The sequence below is a fragment of the Parahalioglobus pacificus genome, from assembly GCF_014652275.1.
Lineage (GTDB): Bacteria > Pseudomonadota > Gammaproteobacteria > Pseudomonadales > Halieaceae > Parahalioglobus > Parahalioglobus pacificus.
This window is the reverse complement of record NZ_BMYM01000001.1, coordinates 360,123-380,378: the sequence shown is the minus strand read 5'-3', so window position 1 is coordinate 380,378 and position 20,256 is coordinate 360,123. Positions and strand designations below refer to the sequence as shown.

The window sequence follows — 20,256 nt, the reverse complement described above, 5'->3', positions numbered from 1 at the left end:
ACGACAGGCAGGCATCGGCTTGTCTTGCGCCACGCACGTGACAGACGCTTAATCGGTGCGTTCAGCTGCGCTTATGATTGGCCCAGCCAACGGCACTAGTCGGCAAACGCACTATCGCCGAAATCAGGACACTGCCCTGCCACTTTGCTCGGCTTATCCGCACCGGGTGGCCCACTACGCTTAACCCAGCACTCGTCGAAAATAGAGCAGTAGCAATAGGTGACGCTGAGCTCCCCAGAAAACGTGGCTGCTTGCACACTCAACGCAAGATCTTTATCGCCAGTTTGGAACGCCACCAGGGATTCACCCGGCGCTAACACACGCTGGCGTAAACTGCTCTTGCCGTAATCGATTCCCAAAACACCCCCATTGGGTCCTATGGCATCAACAACCGATTGCCAGTTACTTTGGGGGGCACCTCGATAGGTCACCTGCGCGTCCCTCATAAGTGCAGGCCCTACACCCACGTTATCCACCGATAGCTCGAAGGAGGCAGACTCACCATTACTCGTATCGTTGATGGTGAGCTGGACATAAGGCCATACCGACGCTGCCGTCTGTTGCCGCACCGCCTCAGATTCATTGAGCGCCGCATACAGGGCAACCACACCGGTAAAAACCCCGGCGATTGAAAGTATCGTTTGCCAGAAGGTCAGGCGGAGAAGGGTGTTTTCGAGACCAGCGATTGCAACCCCGGGTCTAGCCTCTGAATCAGTCTTATCCGCATCTGACACCGCTTATCTCCCCCACAATGGGTACAGCCGCCTAACGGCTCCCTGGAAAGCCCAGCATCGAAGTCGTAGAGCCGACGAGCCGGTCTTACAACCACTACTAACTTGGCCGCCGGGCGCCCCTGCCTCACAGTCTAGCTATGTAAAACCCCTTGTCGAGGAAAAACGATGCGCTTGTAAGCCATTGCAAGCTGATTGAAACGCGCCACTCTCGTCACCAGTGTTATGCTGGCAAGCAAGATTTCACGCTTACCGTCAAACCCTCTAGGGTTATGTATGGGCAGCCCGCCAACTGACTAGTTTGGGTATTCAATGCCGATCATTCGACCTGCCCTCATTAAAGATGCCGCTGCACTTGCCAGTTTTGCAGAACAATCGTTTCGAGACGCGTTTGAAAAATCCAATATTCCGGAAGATATGAACCTGTATTGCGAGTCTAGTTTTGGGCCGGACTTGCAGACGGCGGAGATTGCCAACACCGCACTCACAACGCTGCTGTGTATGAACGACTGCGATTTATTGGGCTTTGCCCAACTGCGTCGAGGGAATGCACCCAGCTTTCTGCCATCCGCCAATTCCACCGAGCTAAAGCGGCTGTATGTGGATGCTCAGTGGCACGGCAAAGGAGTGGCTAAGCAGCTGATGGATGCCACAATAGCGAGTGCCGTAGGTGAGTCCGCAAACGGCCTATGGCTTGCGGTGTGGGAGCATAACCCCAGGGCCATCGCGTTTTACGAAAAGTACGGGTTTGCAGCGGTGGGCGAACAGTCTTTCTTACTCGGAAACGATCAACAGCGCGACATCGTCATGTTTCGCGAAGTGCCATAAGGCCATAATTCGCCGATTGCAAAATGCTCTGGCTGGCGATGTGTGCCACTCCAGTTGCGAAAACTCTGCAAGCTTTAGTTCCTCTGATTATGCTTTTCTAGACTATGGAAAAAACGTAACGCCAGTCGCTCTGTACGTTACGGCTTCATCAGATTGAAATCGACAAGGTAGAGAGCGACGCCGCAGCGAACGATGGTTTCATCACCCGCCCGTTCGAGGATACTCGTCGTGGCGATTACCCTCCGTGACGAGGAAAGCCATTCTCCGGCGTGCAGGTGTGGCAGGCCTCTCCATCGGGATCACGCCATATCCCTATGTGGCGGTCGTGGTAGAAACCGCCATAACGCCCTCGATAATTTTCACTGTCCTTATGGTGCTTATGGTGGTGACTGCTGTATTTGAGGTGATGCTGTACCTCAACACCTTCAAACCGGTGATCATCAAACTTGCACGACCCGGTTGCTGTCTGCCCATCCCAGTGGATGGTCCACAGTAAATTCGAATGGTGGTGGCCATTCTGGGAGAACGCAGCCATGGGGACGGACTCAAACTCACGGGTCTCGGTCATAACCGCCCGCTTACAGGTTTGCCATTTATCGTGATGCCCATGTGCGACTGCCGCTTCTGGGCTCACAAGGACCATCGCTGCGACGCCAGCTGCTCCGAAAATCGCTCTATACATATTGATTACTCCCCCGTTCATGAGTTTCGGCTATAGAGTCTGGTCGCTACCCAACTGCGCGAGCGCAACTCATTCCTGTGCACATCAGCTTAGTACAAGTGCCAGCACGTGGTGCCAGCTACACTCGTGCTTTTAACCTTGAATCCCTTTGGGACCGGGCCCAAGCCGGATGCCTTCGCGAGCTTCCCGGCACCACAAAACTTGGGGGATAATCATCGGTTCTTCACCGTCAAGGTCATCGATCACTATGCACGCCGTCAAAATACTATTTGGGGCCTTCGCCCTACTCACCGCTTCAGCACTTCAAGCCGAGGCCGAGTTCTTCACGTCTAACCCAGATAGCCCATACTCGAAAGCCGTTAAGGTCGGCAACCTCCTGTTCCTTGCGGGTCAGTTGGGCATTAATCGTGACAATGGCGAGTTGGCACCTGGGGGCATACAGGGCGAAACACGCCAGGCGTTAGAGAACATCAAAGCCATCGTAGAGAAGAACGGCGGCTCTATGGATCAGGTACCCAAGTGCACTGTGTTTCTTGCGGACATTGCTGAATGGGCCTCCATGAACGAGGTCTATGTCACGTATTTTCCTACCAATAAGCCCGCCCGCAGTGCGGTGGGAAATAGCGGCCTGGGCCGGGATGCCCGCGTTGAGATTGAGTGCATTGCCGCACTACCAAACTAATGGGTTGATACCTACTCACTCACCGGGCTTAGAGTTGGGCCAAGTAGACACGCCCTCTTGTGCAGAGTACTAACGTTTACGTAGAACGCTTGCCTCACTGCCGGCATTACTCTAGCTTGGTGCCCATTGATCCAAGGAATAAACTCTATGGCTTCTCAATTCACAGTCGGAAGTTTTATCGGGCGCTGGGTGTTTGCCATGCTGTTGGTGTTTGGCACTTATAACCCGTCGGATTACTCCTACATAGGATGGGCACTCACAGAGGGCACTGAGTTTGGCCCTGTTCTGGCGCTGCTGGGCGTGATTCTCGTGATCGGCTGGATCATCTTTTTGCGCGCCACGTTCCTGTCCATGGGCTGGCTGGGTATCGTTCTGGGCGCGGCGCTGTTCGGATGCCTGGTCTGGCTGTTTGTTGACTGGGGTTGGCTGAGCCTGGAATCCACCAGTGCGATTGAGTGGGTGGTACTACTGATTCTGTCGCTGATTCTGGCAGCGGGAATGTCCTGGTCACATATTCGCAGGCGCCTGACCGGACAATTGGATGTGGACGACGTAGAGGATTAGAACCCCAAAAAAACAGCCGCCCGAAGGCGGCTGTGCAAGAAAAGTATCACTATGGACGAGTGTTCTCCTGACGGAGGTCAATCGTTGAGCGATACCTTGTCTGCGGTGTTGTAAGCAGGTGCTGTCAGTGCAACGCCGTCGGAATCTGTCAGTACGACAGTCCCGTCTTTGGCCGCAACACATGTCACCATCAGGCTGTCGCCGTCGGCGGGCATGGTCTTGATGCGCATCTTGGTGCCGGAACGTACGTTCTTAACACCGCGAAGCTTGGTGCGTGCGTCGTCGCCGTAAATAGCTTCGATGCCAGCAACACATGCGGTCAGTTGCTCTGAATCCGTCTTACCAGCCATCGCGGTTACCGCTGCGCCAGCTGCCAAGACACCTACCAGTGTGATTGCAATTTTCTTCATCGCTCTACCTCCTTTGAAGGTTGCATTCATATACTAGCCCGCTCCATTTTTGGTGAAAATGGCCGTATATGAACTAGAGCGTTGCAAAATTGGACAGGGGTAGACCTGATCCGATCAAGAAGCACTGCGCGTATCGATTCGATACCGCTCCCGGGCAAATTCATCCGCAATTACTTCGCGGAGAACCCGCAGCCTCGCGCTCAAGCGCAGGTCTTTGTGCGTAACCACCCACAGGTCTGAATGGTGCACCACAGTCGCGCCGGGCACGCGTACAATGTCGTCGTTAAATGAGGCCGAGAAGCAGGGCATGAACGCCATGCCCATTTTAAATTCCACGGCCTGTGCCACCAGGGCAATGTCCTCTATGGCATGGCGAACGGGCTGGTCGGGGAAGTCGGTCTGGTCTAGCCACTCCTCACGTTGATTGCCCGAAAACTTACCGATCCAGCTCATGTGTGACACGTCCTCCGGGTTGTCTTTGTTCAGAAGATCTTTGTGCACATAAGCGGAGGCCGTCAACGGCGATAGCAGCCGGCCTATCAGGTACTCGGGGGGCTTTTCGCCAGCGCCCAACACCCGGATGGCAATGTCTGCCTCACGCCGACTGAGATCCAGCGCCTCAATGCTCGGCAGCAGCTCCAATTCGATCCCGGGGTACTGGTGAGCGAAGTCAGCCAGGCGGTCCATCAAAAACGCCAAGCCCACCGGTGGCATGGTCAGACGAATCGCCCCCTCGAGCTCCTGGTCGCCGCCGGTGATCTTGCGCTCGGCCCCCATGATCAGCTCTTCCACATGCTCAGCAGTGGATAGCAGCTGTTCCGCCGCGGCCGTCATGCGATAGCCGTCGGGCGTACGATCAAACAAGCGCGTACTCAGCTTATGCTCCATATCATCCAAACGGCGGGTGATGGTGGAATTGCTGACTCGCAGCACGGTAGCAGCACCCCGGGCAGAGCCCTTGCGGCTAAGCGCCAAAAACACTTTGATGTCGTCCCAGTTCATGTGCCCTCCTCGCTGGCACAGTCTGTTTCATGGTTCCGATGCAGGCAAGCCCCGCCTCGCCTCTTACTGCTGCTATGATGGCGCGCTTCAGTTTTCCGCGCGGATACAGACAACGATGACCCCTGAATATGCCCTCGCGCTACTCAAAGAGCACTGGGCAATCGATGCCAACGATACCGCCCTATTGCGACTGGACGGCGAGCAGGACGATAACTTTGCCGTGTCTGTAGCCGGAGAGAAACGCCACGTTCTGAAAATTATGCACAGCGGCTGCGACCTGGACTCACTCGCATTACAACTGCGGGCACTGGAGCAAGCAGCGCCACTGGGATTAACACCGGCACCCATTCCCACCCGGCAGGGCGAATTAATAGCAACGGTGAACACTCCGGAAGGCGTGCGCCTGGCTTGGCTGATGAGCTGGCGCGAGGGCCGCTTGCTGGCTCATCACTACCCGCACACGAAGGCCTTGGGAGAGGACTTCGGCAGGGCGTTGGCCAAACTGACGCAAGCCTTATCGTCGCTGCCGCAGCCGCCGTTCGCATCAGAGGGGCTTTGGGATTTATCCAACGCCGACGCGTTGATTGACCAGGTTGAGGCTGTTGATCCAGAGCGCCGCGCTCTAACCCTGTCGGCACTCACAGCCTTCAAGGACACCATCAAGCCACAGCTGAGAGCACTGCCCTGGGGCATGGTGCACAACGATGCGAACGACTACAACGTCTTAGTTTCTGAAGACCGCATCAGTGGCATCATCGATTTTGGTGATCTGTCGTGGCAGCCGCGCATTTGCGATTTGGCAATTGCGCTGGCCTATTACTTGTTGGACAAGCCCGCCCCCATCAACGCCTGCTCGGATGTGCTGCGCGGATACAACTCGGTACTGCCGCTGTCCGGCACGGAGCTTGATGTACTCTTCCCACTGGTGAAAGCACGACTGGCAGTGAGCCTGACCATCTCGAGTAACAGGCAGAAGGACAACGCAGACGATGCTTACATCACCATCAGCCAGGCACCGGTAAAGCGCGCCCTCAAAGACTTACAATCCGTTTCTGATGCCTTTGCGCTGGCCGCGTTTCGCCACGCCTGCGGGCTGGGCATCACGGACGCGTCCACGCGCATTCTCCACTGGCTACAAAACAACGGCAGTGACGCTGCCGAGGTCATCGCCGTCGACCAGTATCGTCATTGCCTAGACCTCAGTATTGGCAGCCTCATGCTGGGTACCAAACCCGACAACGCAACACTGGAGGGGCTTACCACTCTCATCGACAAAGAGATGGCAGCCGCGGGCGTTACCCACAGTTTTGGCCGCTACGCCGAGGCACGAGGGATCTACAACGCGCCCCAGTTCACAGGCCATGCTTACCCCACCACCGAGTCACGCACAGAGCATCTGGGGATCGATATTTTCTGTGCGCCGGGTTCAGCGGTATTTGCGCCGCTTCCCGCCAGAGTGCACCGCATTGCCAATAACGACGCCCCGCTGGATTACGGCCACCTTGTGATTCTGGAACACGTCACCAGCGACAACGATACTTTCTATACGTTATACGGGCACCTGAGTGGCGATAGCGTCGCCGGTTTGTCAGAGGGCGATGAACTTCGCAAGGGCCAGGCCTTCGCTGCGGTCGGTGACAACCACGAGAACGGCGGCTGGACACCGCACCTGCACCTGCAAATCATTCTGGATCTGCTGGGAATGGATGCTGACTTCCCCGGTGTTATTGCACCATCACAGCGCGAAGTCTGGCACGGCCTCTGCCCCAATCCGGCCTACTTGCTGCCGGTGAGTCCGGAACTGATGGACGCATCACCAGACACGCAGGCCCTCGCTGAGCAGCGTGCAAACCTGCTGGGGCCTAGCCTGAAGCTGTCTTACCGGAAACCGCTAACCATCGTGCGCGGCCAGGGCCAGTTTCTCTACGACTCACACGCTTGCGCCTACCTGGATGCTTACAACAACGTGGCGCACCTGGGGCATTCGCACCCCCGGGTCGTCGATGCCGTGCAACAGCAAGTGGCACTACTGAATACCAACACCCGTTACCTGCACCCGACAATTCTTGAGTACGCAAAGCGGCTGACCGCAACACTGCCGGCACCGCTGTCTGTCTGTTACTTCGTGAACTCCGCCAGCGAGGCCAATGAGCTGGCACTGCGTCTTGCGCGCACTTTCACGCAGCGCGAGGACATACTGGTGATGGAGAGTGCTTACCACGGGCATACCAGCAGCCTTGTTGATCTCAGTCCCTACAAATATGCGGGACCCGGTGGTAGTGGTCGCAAGCCCTGGGTTCACGAGGTGCCATTGGCAGACGATTACCGCGGTCTCCACAGGCGCGATGATGGCAAGGCTGGCGAACGTTACGCCAATACCGTATCAACGGCGCTCAACGCGCTCCTTGAGGCCGACACGCCACCTGCTGCCTTCCTGGTGGAAACACTGCCCAGCGTCGGTGGTCAGATCGAGTTCCCCGAGGGCTACCTTCGCCGCGCATTCGATGCTGTGCACGCGGCAGGCGCTTTGTGCATCGCCGACGAGGTGCAGGTGGGGTTTGGCCGTCTTGGAGACAGCTTCTGGGGCTTTGAGAGTCAGGGGGCAACACCGGACATCGTCGTATTGGGTAAGCCCATGGCCAATGGCTTCCCCTTGGGCGCCGTGATCACAACGCGCGCCATTGCCAATGCTTTCGATAACGGCATGGAGTACTTCAGCACCTACGGCGGCAATCCCGTGGCCTGTGCCGCTGGCCTGGCGGTCATCGATACCATCGAAGCGGATGGCTTGCAGGCCAATGCCAAGGCGCGCGGCGAAGAGCTGCTTGAAGGCTTACGTCAACTGCAGTCGCGCTACCCCATCATCGGCGATGTGCGTGGGCGCGGGCTCTTTCTCGGCGTAGAGTTGGTCAAGGATCATGAGAGCCTGGCACCAGCGGCGGGCGCTGCCAGTCGCATCGTGAATGCGTTGCGCGACAAGCATGTGCTGGCGGGAACGGATGGCCCACTGCATAACGTCATCAAACTGCGGCCTTCGATGATTATCAATCGAGATGACGTGAGCTATCTGTTGGCACAATTCGATGCCGTGCTATCGAAGCTAGGGTAAGACTCTAAACGAACCGAGGTCTTGTTTAACTGCCGTAAAACTCGCTAAACCGCTGAATAAAACGCTCCAGACTATCCCCCGGTAAGGCGTTAATTCCGGCAGCCGCCTTACGACCACCGCCTGTCGGGAACTCCATGCACAACTCATCAGCGCCGGTCTTATTTTCCAACGGCGCGCGCACGCTCACCAGATAGGTGCCGTCAGACTTAGCGGTGATCACAGCGTGTGCCCTAGCGGGATGTGCGTTGGCGAGGTCGTTGCTAAATACCCCACTGACGCGGCGCGCCCAAGGCGCATCGGGCAGTAAGTAAGCGGCTACTGAAGCATTACTGTGTGCAGGTGCCAGGGCAGCGGCTGCCGCCATATCATCTCTATAGCCCGCTTCCAGTTTTTGGAAATCCTCGACCCCATCCACAATGAAGTCGAAAGGGTCGGCGTACTGCACGACACGCCGGTAGAGATCCTGCGGCTCAAAGTGCAGTTCATCAAGACGCGCACCGTAGCCGTTGTAATTGATGTAGATGCCCAGATTCTCGAGCTGTGAGAGCTTCGCTTCATCAAGGCCCAACGGCTTGGCTAATACTTGGGCACTTCGGCGCAGGTTATCGCCGAAGGTTCCCACCACAGCCCAACCGAGAAAGGCGCCATCCAGATGCTTGTTAATCAGCAGGCTGGTGCACACATCCGGCGCGGTATTGATCAGGGTCTGAAGCTTATCATCGGCGGGAACGTCGCCGGCGAAATGGTGATCGCAATAGAACACCCGAGCGCCAGCGATCAGAACACGTTGCAGCTCATCGCGGTTCTTGTCCAGCGAAACGTCCAGCACGGTCACCCGTGACCCGCTATCCGGATGCACACGCTTCAACAGAGCAATATCGCGCTTCACGCCCGTCACCAACTCGGCATCGCGAGGCTGCGCGTTGCGCAACTGGGTTAATGCACAAATGCCATCGGCATCGCCGTTGAAAACGTCAAAGTCAGACATGGTGGGAACGTCGTTCTGCTACAAGCGGTCGTTGGGAATCCTAGTCGCGCAGGCTGCGCTCCGGGAACAGGCTTTGCACTTTGGCTTCTGCAGCAGCAGGTTTGCTCACGCCGCGCTTACCCGCAAGGCCCTGCTTCACCCACACGTGGTCGTGGCGAACCTCATGAGTGCCAAAGCCGTCAACAGCCTCACTCAGCACCGCCGTAATACCTGCACAATCCATGGTGTCACAGCAGTGCATCAGTTCGCTAAGCGCCTGATGCATCTGGCTGTAAGAGAGGCACTCTTCTTCAGCGCGCATGATCATGGGGTGCCCCGTGCCAGTTACAGCGGTTCCTAGCAGCAGCTCTTCGTGCAACTTCTCGCCGGGGCGCAAGCCGATAAATTCGATATCGATATGCTCACCCACCGGGGTGTCGTGGTCCATTTCATAACCGCTGAGGCGGATCATGCGCTTGGCCAGATCCACAATGCGCACGGGCTCACCCATATCCAGCACAAACACATCTCCGCCAGTGCCCATCGCGCCTGCTTGCAAGACCAGCTGCGCAGCTTCCTGAATACTCATGAAGTAACGGGACACTTCCGGGTGGGTCACCGTGACGGGGCCACCTTTCTCAATCTGATCGCGGAAGAGTGGCACTACGGAGCCTGATGAGCCCAGCACATTACCAAAGCGCACCATACAGAAACGGGTGTCAGAATCGTTTTGTGCCAGCCCTTGGAGAATCAGTTCGGCAAAACGCTTGGAGGCACCCATCATGTTAGTGGGGCGCACGGCCTTGTCGGTGGAGACAAGCACAAAGGTTTCGACCTTGGCGCGCCGAGCTGCTTCTGCGGCATACCAGGTACCAAACACGTTGTTGGCGACGCCCTCGGCGACGTTGTACTCCACCATGGGCACATGCTTGTAAGCTGCGGCGTGGTAAACCGTGTTCACACCAAAAGTGGTGTACAGCGTCTCCAGACGACGCTGATCCTGCACTGAGCCCAATAACACCACCAGGTCGATGTGGGTGTTGTTAGCCGTCTGGATCTCCCGCAACTCGCGCTCGGCTTGGTACAGCGCATACTCGGAGTTATCCAGCAGAATGAGCTCTTTCGGTTTCGCGGTCAGGATCTGTTTACACAGCTCCGCACCAATGCTGCCCCCGGCGCCTGTCACCATCACCACCTTATCGGTGATGCAGCGGTCAATCAGCTCGGGATGAGGGGGCACAGGCTGTCTGCCCAACAGATCGTCCAGATCGATGTCCTGAATCTGGGTAACGGCGGCACGGCCGGCAACAAGCTCGTGAATCTTGGGCACGGTGCGCACATGCACCGGCAGTCCAACCAGGGAGTTAATGATCTCACGACGCCGCTCTGCAGTTGCCGAGGGGATGGCGAGCAACACCTGGGTAATATTGTGCTCTTGAATCAATTCACCCAGTTCGCGCGGTGAGGATACGCGCAGGCCATTGATCACCGAGCGATGCAGGCGAATATCGTCATCGACAAAGGCCACCGCACGGTACTGGTCGCCATGGTGCAGCGCTGTGAGTAGCTGGCGCCCGGACTCGCCGGCACCATAGATAATCACGTTTTTGGTCAGTGACCGCAGTTTGGTCTGGTAATAGGCGCGCACAACCAAACGCGTGCCGCCGACACCGAGCATTGCCAATGCCCAGTAAATAAACGGGGTAGAACGGGGGACTTCAGCCTGAGTAAAGAAGACAGCGGCGCCGAGCACCAAGGTGGAGTAACTAACGGCCGTCAGAATTGCCCAAATGGCCTGCTGGCCCATGTAACGAATAACTGCGCGGTAAAGACCCAGGCGCAAGAAGATGATACTGGTGGCCGCCAGGGTGACAGCGCCACAGGCGTACTCGACGGGACCCAGCACGAAATCGGTGTGGCCGAAGCGAAACGCAACTGCAAGCCACATCGACGCAATCACAAACACCATGTCCAGCACCAACAACATGGTTTGCTTGATATTCCGTGGCAACTCGACCAATTTTTCCAGGGCCAAGCGGATTCCTCCAGCGGCCTCTACGACCGATAGCAATACGTACTGCAATACCCCTTTAAGCAAGTCTGCTCCCTATCCCTGATGGCCGACCGCGCACAATAGTTGTGTTTTTTAATGGCGCGTGGAACCCGAAATACTACGTTATATGCCGCATTCTCGCCATGATTAGCAGCAGTGGGATGATGGCTAAAATTACCAGTTTCCACTGTTGCTCGGGCCAAAGTGTGACCGCCCAGGCCAGTGGAAATAACCACACAGCGTTCAGGGCTATCAGCGCCACATCCACCAGTAAATGCGAGTTCCAGCGGCGCGCCAGGCGCTGATACGCGTGTTTGGCGTGTGCCTCGGTGACGCGTTCCCCGCGCAGAACACGCATCGCCAGGGTCCACGTGGTGTCGACGATGAAAGGTGAGGCCAGAATCAGCCAGATTGCCGGCGAAACAATGCCCTGCTGCCAGCCAAACAGGGCCAGCCCTGCCAGCAGAAACCCAGTGGGGATGCTGCCTGCATCACCCATAAACAGTGAAGCTGGCGGCCAGTTCAGTACTAGGAAGCCCAAGTGCGCCAGTGCCAGCAACAGGCAGACCAGCACATAGCGTTGATCGCCCCCGCCCACCAGCACCAACAGGGCCACAGAACCCGCCATCAGGATGCACTGAACCGCGGCAATACCGTCTATGCCGTCCATGAAGTTGTACAGGTTGATGAACCAGACGGTCGCGACCATCGAAACAGGTAGTACAAGAAAACCAAGGCTGAACTCGATATCCCTTGTACCCAGTACCACGACGGCACCAAACGCAGCCAAGACATACAGCGCCATGCGAACATTCACCGATAGATTGATCACATCATCCAGCACACCTGCCAGCATCAGCAACAGGGCGACACCCAGTAGAAACAGGTAGGGCCACGGCCAGAGTCCAAATTCCAGCGCAGCCACGGCCATACCGGTGGCGAAAGCCAAAATCAGAGGTACACCGCCCCCGTGAGGTGTTGGGCACTGGTGGGCACTGCGTTGGTTGGGATGGTCCAGTATCTGCATCTGCCGCGCAGCCCACCGGTACACAAGGCAGGCCAGCACGGAGATCAGCGGCGTTACGATGAGAGAAATCATGCAGAGCTCGGACCGCTGGCGGTGAGAATGTCCCCGGCAGCGTCTTCAAACTGAGTAGAAGGCATGGGTATGTTGGCAAATGCCAGCGACGAGCATGTCACGGTGTCATTTCCAAACAAGCGAAATTCGGAGCTTCCAGATGATGCGCCGGTCAGCAGATCCAGCGCCCTCGCTCCCAATCGCCAGCACCACAGCGGCAGGGTGACTCCCGATCCCTTGCCAGCCGCTTTACGCAGCGCCTGCATAATTCGGCGAGTGCTGTAGGTCTGGCTATCTGCGAGGGTAAGCACCTGAACTTTACCACCGGCCTCGCTCATCGCCAGTGCCAGAAGGCAGCGGCACAGCTCCGAACGATCGATCATCGAGCGTGCGCCCTGCTCCGGCGGCAGGGGACAGCCGCGCTGAATGGCGCGGGCCAACAGCGCCAGATTGCCTTTCACGCCCGGGCCGTAAACCAGAGCGGGACGCAAAATAATCAGTCGAATGGAGGAAGCTTCGGCCAGTGCGGTCAGGCGCTGCTCGGCCTCACGCTTGGACAGCGCATAAGGGTCAACGCCGGGCAGCGGTTGATCCGCCCGTGAACTGCTGAGAAACACGAACGTGCTAACGCCCGCATCGATAGCCGCTTTCATCAAGGCTACAGCTGCGTCGGTGTTAATCAGGCGATAATCCTGTTCGGCCGCTCGCTGGTGAGCAATGCCAGCTAAGTGGAATACCGTATCAACGCCCTCGCAAAGCGCCGCAAATGCGTCGCTGTCCGACATGGCAATTGGCTTGACGGCTACTGTTGACGCCACCGAGCCACCGGTGGCGCTGGTTGCACGCAAAGGTATGCCCGCTGCAACTATGTGCTCAGCGAGTTCTGTGCCGATAAACCCTGTAGCGCCTGTGAGTAAGGCTGTCACCCGATGTGTCACCGTTGCCTGGAATAAACTGCGCCCCGCAACGCTTAAGCATCGGGACCGTGGGCCCCGATGATACGGATCAGACCGGCGCTATTCCAATACAATCAGTGCGCGGTTCTTATCCACCGTGGACTGCCCAATTCCTTTTACTTCAGCGAGCTCGTCGACCGATGTGAATGCGCCAAAGCTCTCACGGTAACGAACGATGGCCTCGGCCCGTGACAGGCCTATACCGCTTAATGCGCTGGCCATGCTCGCCGCATCCGCCGTATTGATGTTTACCGACGCCTGCACGGCGATGGCTGTTTGGGCAACAGCGGATTGTGCCTGCAGCGCAGGACTGAAGCCCGCGCCATAACCTGCGAGTAAAGCGGTCAGCATTGCAGCCTTGCGAACGTGTGCGGCCAGGGAGCCACGTTGCAGAGCGCTAGAAAGGCGTGAAGTGTGTGTACTGAAAAGTGTCATGGCATCGTCTCCTTGATGTAAGCCAGCATCCTTGCTGGTATCGCCAGGAACAGTCTATCAAGGTAGCGCCAAAGCATGGCCGGGTTGGTTGCTTAACACCTATAAGCGCCGACTTTGATCAGTTTTGCCGCCCACTGCAGTGCCGGGCGAAACGTGAAGACGCTAGGCTAGCTCCGCATGCACGCGCTTGAGGGCTGCCAATGGATCCTCTGCACCGGTAATTGATCGACCCATCACGAGGTACGTCGAGCCCGCATCCATTGCATTACGCGGCGTCACCACGCGTCGCTGATCGCCTGCGGCATCGCCGGCAAACCGAATACCGGGCGTGACCAAGCAAAAGTCCTCACCGTGGGCCGCGCGCAGTTCAGCCGCTTCCTGCGCGGAACTGACCACGCCATCCAAACCACAATCCTGGGTTAATGAGGCAAGGCGCATGACGCGTTGATGCGCGGTTTCGCGATAGCCCATCCCCGCCAGGTCTTCATCAGACATACTGGTCAGCACGGTCACCGCGATCAACAAAGGACGATTTGCGCTGGCCTCAACGGCATTCCGTGCCGCCTCCATCATGCGCTGGCCACCACCCGCATGCACGTTAACCATCCACACGCCCAGGTCGGCTGCAGCGCGCACAGCGCCGGCGACCGTGTTGGGAATATCGTGATATTTCAAGTCCAGAAAAACATCAAATCCTCGTTCCTGCAGCGCCTCGACCAGCCCAGGGCCCGCGCGGGTAAACAACTCTTTGCCGACCTTCATGCGGCACAGTTCCGGGGTCACTCGATCTGCCAGCGCCAAAGCCTGGGACGCGTCCGGATAGTCCAGCGCCACAATTACCGGATCACTCATTCTTACTCCTGTTTGATGCCAATTACTCGTTGTTGTGACTGTGCAGTGTTCGGACTGTACCCCAGTATTTGCAGCCGGGGCAGAACCAATGCAGTTGCTGGCCGGTGAAGCCGCAGTGACTGCAGCGATACAATGGCCGTTCGGCAACCAACTGCTCCACGAGGCGATACAGTGCTTCCAGATTCTCCCTCGCAGGGTCAGAGGCAACCGCCTGCTGCAACGAGATCAGCCGACCCAAGCCTCGCAACGATGGCTGTTGCGAAAGCTGCTGCGTCAAAAACTCGCGTGCCACTGCCTCGCCGTCATTTGCCAGCAAGTCCTCTGCCAGTGCCAATACCACAGGTGCCACCGGATTCTGTTCCAGACATTCGCGCAGGTATTGGCGCAGCGATTGCCGATCTCCCAGCTCCGCATAGCACTGCCGCAGCGGTTCGATCGTTTCCGGGACGAAGTCGGCATCCTGGTGCCGGACCTTGCGCAGTGTCTTGACGGCGAGCTTCGTATTTCCGGCGCGTCGCTCAACATCACCCAACAACAATGAGGCGCGAACACAGTCCTTATCCCTGGCCAGGGCGCGCACCAGTTCTTCTCGTGCCGAGTGTAAATCACTGCGCTCCAACGCCTCCTGCGCCAGCTCACAGTGCAGGTGCGCCAGGACAACAGGTACCGGCTGGGCTCCGTCATTTTCCGCGGGAGCAGAGCCTTTCAACAGCGATTTACGGGGTAGCAGCGCTTCAGCCTGGGCTATGGCGCTGGGCCAGTCTCGCTCACTCTGATAAATATCCAGCAAATGTCGGTGACTGGCGCGACGCTGCTCTGTGGATTCCTGCACCAGATCTAACAGCAACCGCTCTGCCCGGTCCAGTAGTCCGGCGCTGATGTAATCCCGCGCCAATTCCAGGTGCGCCTGATGTACCTGGGAGCGCGGCAGACTGGGTCGTGCCAACAGGTTTTGATGAATACGGATGGCGCGGGCAACTTCGCCTTTTTTGCGCAAGAGATTACCCAAGGCAATATGGGTCTCTAGGGTCTCGCTATTGACCTCCAATGCGTTAATGAAGGCATCCACGGCGCCGTCCTGACGCCCATCGAGCAAGTAGTTGAGGCCCTTGTAGTACTGGCTGGGCAGGTCGGGGGCTACTGCCTTGGGCGCACCCTGCCTTCGCCCCAGGAACCAGCCGATGGCGATGGCCGCAAAAAGCAGGCCAAACACCAGAACGTCATTCACCGTCGGTCAGCCCTGCCGTGCGCAATTTTTCGAGTTCTGTTTTGACGCGGGTAAGCTTGCGGGTAAGGCTGGCATTGCGCGCTCTCAAACGCAGCATCATGACGCTGGAGGCCAGCAGGCCCAGCACACCGCCCAGCGCCAGCGCCAAAAGCACCCACAACGCCAAACTGCCCGACTCGAATCGGTAGATCAGCACATCCAGAGCGACTATCCCGTCGTTGGCCAGGGCAAACAATACGCCCAGTGCCAGCATCGCCACGACGATGGCGGTGGTGATTAGGGTGCGCACTGCCTTCATAGCGTCGCTCTCCGCAAAAGAGGGGTAGATAGATGGGCGAAAAAAAACGGCATGACCGCTAAATCACGCCGTTCGCCGGGATTTACGATGCCGCTACAAGCCTGCCTGCAGTCCAAGGTTAACGCGCTCACGCAGTTCCTTGCCCGGTTTGAAATGCGGCACATATTTGCCCGTAAGCTCGACTGCATCACCCGTTTTTGGGTTACGACCACGTCGCGGCTCGCGGTAGTGCAGTGAGAAGCTGCCAAAGCCGCGAATCTCAATACGGTCACCCGTCGCAAGGGCCTGCGACATATGCTCAAGAATGGTTTTTATCGCCAATTCGACATCTTTGGACGACAGCTGCGACTGATGCGCGGCAATTGTCTCTATGAGTTCGCTTTTGGTCATTGTCGATCCTTATTCGGCACGGAGGCTCGAACCCGCGTGTTCACATATTGTGGACCCCACCTTAAAATTACGCAAGTTGTTATTTTTTAACGAAAAAGGGCCCGCCTAAGCGAGCCCTTCAGGAGTTCGGACTGTGTCCGAAAAGCGCTTACTGGTCGCCCATTTGCGCCTTGATCAGGTCGCCAATAGTACCTGGAGATGTTGACTCCTCCTGGTCCTTCAGCGACTTCACCGCTTCCTGCTCGTCGTCATAATCCTTGGCCTTGATAGACAGGGCCAGGGCACGGTTCTTGCGATCCACAGAAACGATTTTCGCTTCTACAGAATCGCCAACCTTGAACGAGTTGCGTGCGTCTTCAACGCGATCACGGCTGATGTCGGATGCCTTGAGGATACCCTCGACTTCTTCCGCCAGCTTGATGGTGACAGCCTTGGCATCAACTTCGATCACTTCACCGGTGACTACTGAACCGCGATCGTTCTCGGCCACGTAGTTGGAGAAGGGGTCGTCTTCCAGCTGCTTGATGCCCAGGGAGATACGCTCACGCTCGGGGTCGATAGACAGGATAACTGTCTCAATTTCATCGCCCTTCTTGTAGTTGCGTACCGCTTCTTCGCCAGTCTCGTTCCAGCTGATGTCTGACAGGTGTACCAGACCATCGATGTTGCCTTCCAGACCGATGAAGATGCCAAAGTCGGTGATCGACTTGATAGCGCCGGCGATCTTGTCGCCCTTGCTGTACTGCGCACCGAACGCATCCCAGGGGTTCTGCTGGCACTGCTTGATACCCAGAGAGATACGGCGACGCTCTTCGTCGATGTCCAGAACCATCACCTCTACCTCATCGCCCAGTTGGACAACCTTGGAGGGGTGTACGTTCTTGTTAGTCCAGTCCATTTCGGAGACGTGAACCAGACCTTCGACACCTTCCTCCAGTTCGGCGAAGCAGCCGTAGTCGGTGAGGTTGGTGATACGCGCCTTGACGCGGCTGCCTTCGGGGTAACGGCCAGTGATTTCCACCCAGGGATCATCACCCAGCTGCTTCAGACCCAGAGACACGCGGTTACGCTCGCGGTCGAACTTGAGGATCTTGACGTCGATTTCCTGACCCACTTCCACAATCTCGGAGGGGTGCTTGATGCGCTTCCACGCCATGTCGGTAATGTGCAGCAGACCGTCTACGCCGCCCAGATCAACAAACGCACCGTAATCGGTCAGGTTCTTGACGATGCCCTTCACGGACATGCCTTCCTGCAGAGACTCCAGCAGCGCTTCGCGCTCTACGCTGTTGGCCTCTTCCATAACCGCGCGGCGGGAAACCACCACGTTGTTGCGCTTCTGGTCCAGCTTGATGACCTTGAATTCTAGATCCTTGCCTTCCAGGTGAGTGGTCTCGCGCACAGGGCGAACATCGACCAGTGAACCCGGCAGGAACGCGCGGATGCCCTGAATGTCGACTGTGAAACCACCTTTGACCTTGCCATTGATGATGCCGTGAACCACTTCGTCGGCTGCGTGGGCAGCTTCCAGCTCTTTCCACGCCTCAGCGCGCTTGGCTTTTTCACGGGACAGCTTGGTCTCGCCGAAACCGTCTTCCACGGTTTCCAGGGCGACCTGTACTTCGTCACCGATGTTGAGGGTGCATTCACCCGCTGCATCGTTGAACTGGGCACGAGGAATGACGCCTTCAGACTTGAGGCCTGCGTGGACGGTCACCCACTCGTTATCGATGTCGATAACCACACCAGTGACGATTGCACCGGGCTCCATATCGACGGTTTTCAGACTTTCTTCAAAAAGTTCAGCGAAAGATTCGCTCATTACACATTACCTGTCAGTAACTGCGGCAAACATTGCCTACATCACCGGGGCGTCCAGCACGGCCGGGTCAGTTAATCCTGGCCAGTGGCGTCGCTGATGCTGGATAAGACACGACGAAACCGACCTGTTAGTGGCCATTTCGACGAATTTGCGGGAAGATCAGGCCTGTTGAAGACCCTTTTCACTTACCTTCAGCATCACCTGTGCGAACACATCCCCAATAGGGGTGGCGGTGCTGTCGACGATAATGGCATCCTCTGCGGGGAGCAGCGGAGACACGCTGCGCTGTGAATCACGCGCATCGCGTTCCTCGATGTCCTCGAGAAGGCGCGCGAGACTAACACCTTCCCCCTTTGCAATCAACTGCTTATAGCGCCTTTGGGCTCGCTCCTCAGCACTGGCTGTGAGGTAGAACTTGAGCGGCGCATCGGGGAAAACCACCGTGCCCATATCGCGGCCATCGGCCACCAGACCGGGTGCCTGGCGAAAGTCCTGCTGGCGGGCTAACAAAGCGTCGCGAACTGCGGGTATAGCGGCGACTGTTGAAGCGCCCCTGCCCCCCTCTTCTGTGCGAATCGCGCGGCTGACATCCTGCCCTTTATAGGCAACCAACACCTCGCCGCTGTCGGCGCGGGTAAAACTCACCGCAAGGTGGCGAGCAATCTCGGCGACCGCCGGCGCATCGTCCCAGGACACACCCTCAATCAGGCAGGCTTGACCCGTGACGCGATACAGGGCGCCACTGTCGAGGAAATGCCAGCCCAAGTTATCGGCCAACATATGGCTAATCGTGCCTTTGCCCGCGCCGCTGGGGCCGTCGACCGTGATGACGGGAATCTCTGTCACCGCCTCAGTCCGCCAGAGCGGAAATCTGCAAACCCAGACCGCGCGCCAGCGCGTCGAAGCCAGGGAATGAGGTGGCCACGTGATCGCAATCCAACACGCGGATTTCCTGCTCTGCACGCAGCGCGGCGATACTGAAGGCCATGGCGATCCGGTGGTCGTGGAAAGTGCGAATCACGCCGCCGCCCATGGTTCCCCCTTGAATGACGATGCCATCGTCCAACACTTCATTGCGTACACCGAGTGTCGTCAATCCTTCGGCCATACTGGCAATGCGGTCGCTTTCTTTGACGCGCAACTCTTCAGCACCGCGCAGGACGGTTGTGCCCTCGGCGCAGGCCGCGGCAATAAACAGCGCCGGAAACTCGTCGATCGCCAGGGGCACCTGGTCTTCAGGAATCTCAATGCCACGCAGCGGCGCATACTTCACCCGAATGTCAGCGACGGGCTCGCCGCCCACCTCGCGCTCATTGCGCAATGTGATGTCTGCGCCCATCAGGCTGAGAATGTTCAACACTCCAATGCGGGTAGGGTTGATACCCACGTGAGTGAGCAATACGTCGGAGCCCGGCGCGATGCTGGCAGCCACTAGGAAAAACGCAGCTGACGAGATGTCCGCGGGCACCTCGATGTCACAGGCCGTTAGCCTGTCGCCGCCTCGCAGTCCGATAACACCGTTGTCCCTATCCACTTTGTAACCGAAGCCTCGCAGCATACGTTCCGTGTGATCTCGGGTGGGTGCTGGCTCAGTAACGGAGGTCCTGCCTTGGGCATACAGCCCCGCCAACAGTACGCAGGATTTGACCTGAGCACTGGCCATGGGCAGATCGTAGTGAATACCGCGAAGCGCCTGCGCGCCAGTAATGTGGAGCGGCGGTTTACCGTCATTGGTGCCTTCTATGGCAGCACCCATCAGTTTGAGTGGATCAATCACACGCCCCATAGGCCGGCCCTGCAAGGAGGCATCGCCCGTCAGCGACGTTGAGAATGCTTGACCCGCCAGTAGCCCACTGAGCAGCCGAATGCTGGTACCGGAATTGCCCATGTCCATTGGCTGTTGTGGGGCTTTAAGCCCATCCACGCCCACACCATGAACAATGACTCGACCGTCATCGGGCCCCTCAATGGACACGCCCATGGCCCTGAAGGCAGCAACCGTGGCAAGGGCATCCTCCCCTTCGAGGAAGCCACTGATGTTGGTGGTGCCGTCAGCCAGCGCTCCCAGCATGATGGAGCGGTGAGAGATGGACTTGTCTCCGGGGACACGGGCTTCGCCGGTGAGTGTGCCGCCCGGCAGAAGATTGAATTCCATAGTCTGTTCTTACC

The 20,256-nt window shown here is 57.6% G+C and carries 20 protein-coding genes; 4 read left to right on the top strand and 16 right to left on the bottom strand.

Annotation, left to right across the window (positions count from 1 at the left end; all coding sequences use genetic code 11):
* Nucleotides 1-95: 95 nt before the first annotated feature.
* A complete protein-coding gene (locus IE089_RS01805) occupies nt 96-734 on the bottom strand; it encodes a DUF8453 domain-containing protein (RefSeq protein ID WP_189474604.1) in 639 nt (212 codons plus the stop codon).
* 309 nt (nt 735-1,043) lie between these two features.
* Between IE089_RS01805 and IE089_RS01800 the strand changes: the two genes are divergently transcribed.
* Nucleotides 1,044-1,559 carry a GNAT family N-acetyltransferase gene (locus IE089_RS01800; protein WP_189474602.1) on the top strand — a complete coding sequence of 172 codons (516 nt, stop codon included), beginning with the start codon at nt 1,044-1,046 and terminating at the stop codon, nt 1,557-1,559.
* 235 nt (nt 1,560-1,794) lie between these two features.
* On the opposite strand, the gene IE089_RS01795 is transcribed toward IE089_RS01800, so the two are convergent.
* Nucleotides 1,795-2,241 carry a hypothetical protein gene (locus IE089_RS01795; RefSeq protein WP_189474601.1) on the bottom strand — a complete coding sequence of 149 codons (447 nt, stop codon included), beginning with the start codon at nt 2,239-2,241 and terminating at the stop codon, nt 1,795-1,797.
* A gap of 247 nt (nt 2,242-2,488) precedes the next feature.
* On the opposite strand from IE089_RS01795, the gene IE089_RS01790 reads away from it, so the two are divergent.
* Both IE089_RS01790 and IE089_RS01785 read left to right on the top strand, forming a co-directional pair.
* The gene (locus IE089_RS01790; protein WP_189474599.1) at nt 2,489-2,923 is read left to right on the top strand and encodes a RidA family protein; all 435 of its coding nucleotides are present in this window, start codon (nt 2,489-2,491) and stop codon (nt 2,921-2,923) included.
* A 147-nt stretch (nt 2,924-3,070) separates the two neighbouring features.
* On the top strand, nt 3,071-3,487 hold the full coding sequence (locus IE089_RS01785) for a DUF6524 family protein (protein WP_189474597.1): 417 nt from the start codon (nt 3,071-3,073) through the stop codon (nt 3,485-3,487).
* A gap of 77 nt (nt 3,488-3,564) precedes the next feature.
* On the opposite strand, the gene IE089_RS01780 is transcribed toward IE089_RS01785, so the two are convergent.
* Together IE089_RS01780 and IE089_RS01775 are read right to left on the bottom strand one after the other, a co-directional pair.
* On the bottom strand, nt 3,565-3,897 hold the full coding sequence (locus IE089_RS01780) for a hypothetical protein (RefSeq protein WP_189474595.1): 333 nt from the start codon (nt 3,895-3,897) through the stop codon (nt 3,565-3,567).
* A gap of 114 nt (nt 3,898-4,011) precedes the next feature.
* The gene (locus tag IE089_RS01775; RefSeq protein WP_189474593.1) at nt 4,012-4,899 is read right to left on the bottom strand and encodes a LysR family transcriptional regulator; all 888 of its coding nucleotides are present in this window, start codon (nt 4,897-4,899) and stop codon (nt 4,012-4,014) included.
* Between the two features lie 115 nt (nt 4,900-5,014).
* On the opposite strand from IE089_RS01775, the gene IE089_RS01770 reads away from it, so the two are divergent.
* Nucleotides 5,015-8,008 carry an aminotransferase class III-fold pyridoxal phosphate-dependent enzyme gene (locus tag IE089_RS01770; protein ID WP_189474591.1) on the top strand — a complete coding sequence of 998 codons (2,994 nt, stop codon included), beginning with the start codon at nt 5,015-5,017 and terminating at the stop codon, nt 8,006-8,008.
* 25 nt (nt 8,009-8,033) lie between these two features.
* Here the strand turns inward: IE089_RS01770 and IE089_RS01765 are convergent, their stop codons facing one another.
* The 12 genes from IE089_RS01765 to aroA all read right to left on the bottom strand — a co-directional run bounded on the left by IE089_RS01765 (nt 8,034) and on the right by aroA (nt 20,242).
* Nucleotides 8,034-8,996: a DHH family phosphoesterase gene (locus tag IE089_RS01765; RefSeq protein WP_189474589.1), complete on the bottom strand. Its 963-nt coding sequence runs from the start codon at nt 8,994-8,996 to the stop codon at nt 8,034-8,036.
* A gap of 40 nt (nt 8,997-9,036) precedes the next feature.
* Nucleotides 9,037-11,073, bottom strand: coding sequence for a polysaccharide biosynthesis protein (locus IE089_RS01760; RefSeq protein ID WP_229802529.1), 2,037 nt, complete (start codon nt 11,071-11,073; stop codon nt 9,037-9,039).
* 73 nt (nt 11,074-11,146) lie between these two features.
* Nucleotides 11,147-12,127 carry an MraY family glycosyltransferase gene (locus tag IE089_RS01755; RefSeq protein ID WP_189474587.1) on the bottom strand — a complete coding sequence of 327 codons (981 nt, stop codon included), beginning with the start codon at nt 12,125-12,127 and terminating at the stop codon, nt 11,147-11,149.
* Entirely contained in the window at nt 12,124-13,032 is a 909-nt protein-coding gene (locus IE089_RS01750) for an NAD-dependent epimerase/dehydratase family protein (protein ID WP_189474585.1), read from the bottom strand. Before IE089_RS01750 ends, IE089_RS01755 begins: the two co-directional genes overlap by 4 nt.
* Before the next feature lie 90 nt (nt 13,033-13,122).
* Nucleotides 13,123-13,497 (bottom strand): ComEA family DNA-binding protein, encoded by a 375-nt coding sequence (locus IE089_RS01745; RefSeq protein ID WP_189474583.1) that lies wholly within the window; start codon nt 13,495-13,497, stop codon nt 13,123-13,125.
* 162 nt (nt 13,498-13,659) lie between these two features.
* Nucleotides 13,660-14,349 carry an orotidine-5'-phosphate decarboxylase gene (gene pyrF, locus IE089_RS01740; RefSeq protein WP_189474581.1) on the bottom strand — a complete coding sequence of 230 codons (690 nt, stop codon included), beginning with the start codon at nt 14,347-14,349 and terminating at the stop codon, nt 13,660-13,662.
* Between the two features lie 22 nt (nt 14,350-14,371).
* Nucleotides 14,372-15,577, bottom strand: a complete 1,206-nt coding sequence (lapB, locus tag IE089_RS01735) for a lipopolysaccharide assembly protein LapB (protein WP_189474579.1) — start codon at nt 15,575-15,577, stop codon at nt 14,372-14,374.
* Nucleotides 15,570-15,875: a lipopolysaccharide assembly protein LapA domain-containing protein gene (locus IE089_RS01730; RefSeq protein WP_189474577.1), complete on the bottom strand. Its 306-nt coding sequence runs from the start codon at nt 15,873-15,875 to the stop codon at nt 15,570-15,572. The genes lapB and IE089_RS01730 overlap by 8 nt, the downstream gene beginning before the upstream one ends.
* 93 nt (nt 15,876-15,968) lie before the next feature.
* Nucleotides 15,969-16,265, bottom strand: a complete 297-nt coding sequence (gene ihfB / locus IE089_RS01725) for an integration host factor subunit beta (RefSeq protein WP_189474575.1) — start codon at nt 16,263-16,265, stop codon at nt 15,969-15,971.
* Nucleotides 16,266-16,413: 148 nt separating this feature from the next.
* Nucleotides 16,414-18,087, bottom strand: a complete 1,674-nt coding sequence (gene rpsA, locus IE089_RS01720) for a 30S ribosomal protein S1 (RefSeq protein WP_189474573.1) — start codon at nt 18,085-18,087, stop codon at nt 16,414-16,416.
* A gap of 159 nt (nt 18,088-18,246) precedes the next feature.
* Nucleotides 18,247-18,933: a (d)CMP kinase gene (gene cmk, locus IE089_RS01715; protein WP_189474571.1), complete on the bottom strand. Its 687-nt coding sequence runs from the start codon at nt 18,931-18,933 to the stop codon at nt 18,247-18,249.
* A 4-nt stretch (nt 18,934-18,937) separates the two neighbouring features.
* Complete coding sequence (gene aroA, locus IE089_RS01710) at nt 18,938-20,242, bottom strand: 3-phosphoshikimate 1-carboxyvinyltransferase (RefSeq protein ID WP_189474569.1); 1,305 nt, start codon at nt 20,240-20,242, stop codon at nt 18,938-18,940.
* Between the last annotated feature and the right edge of the window lie 14 nt (nt 20,243-20,256).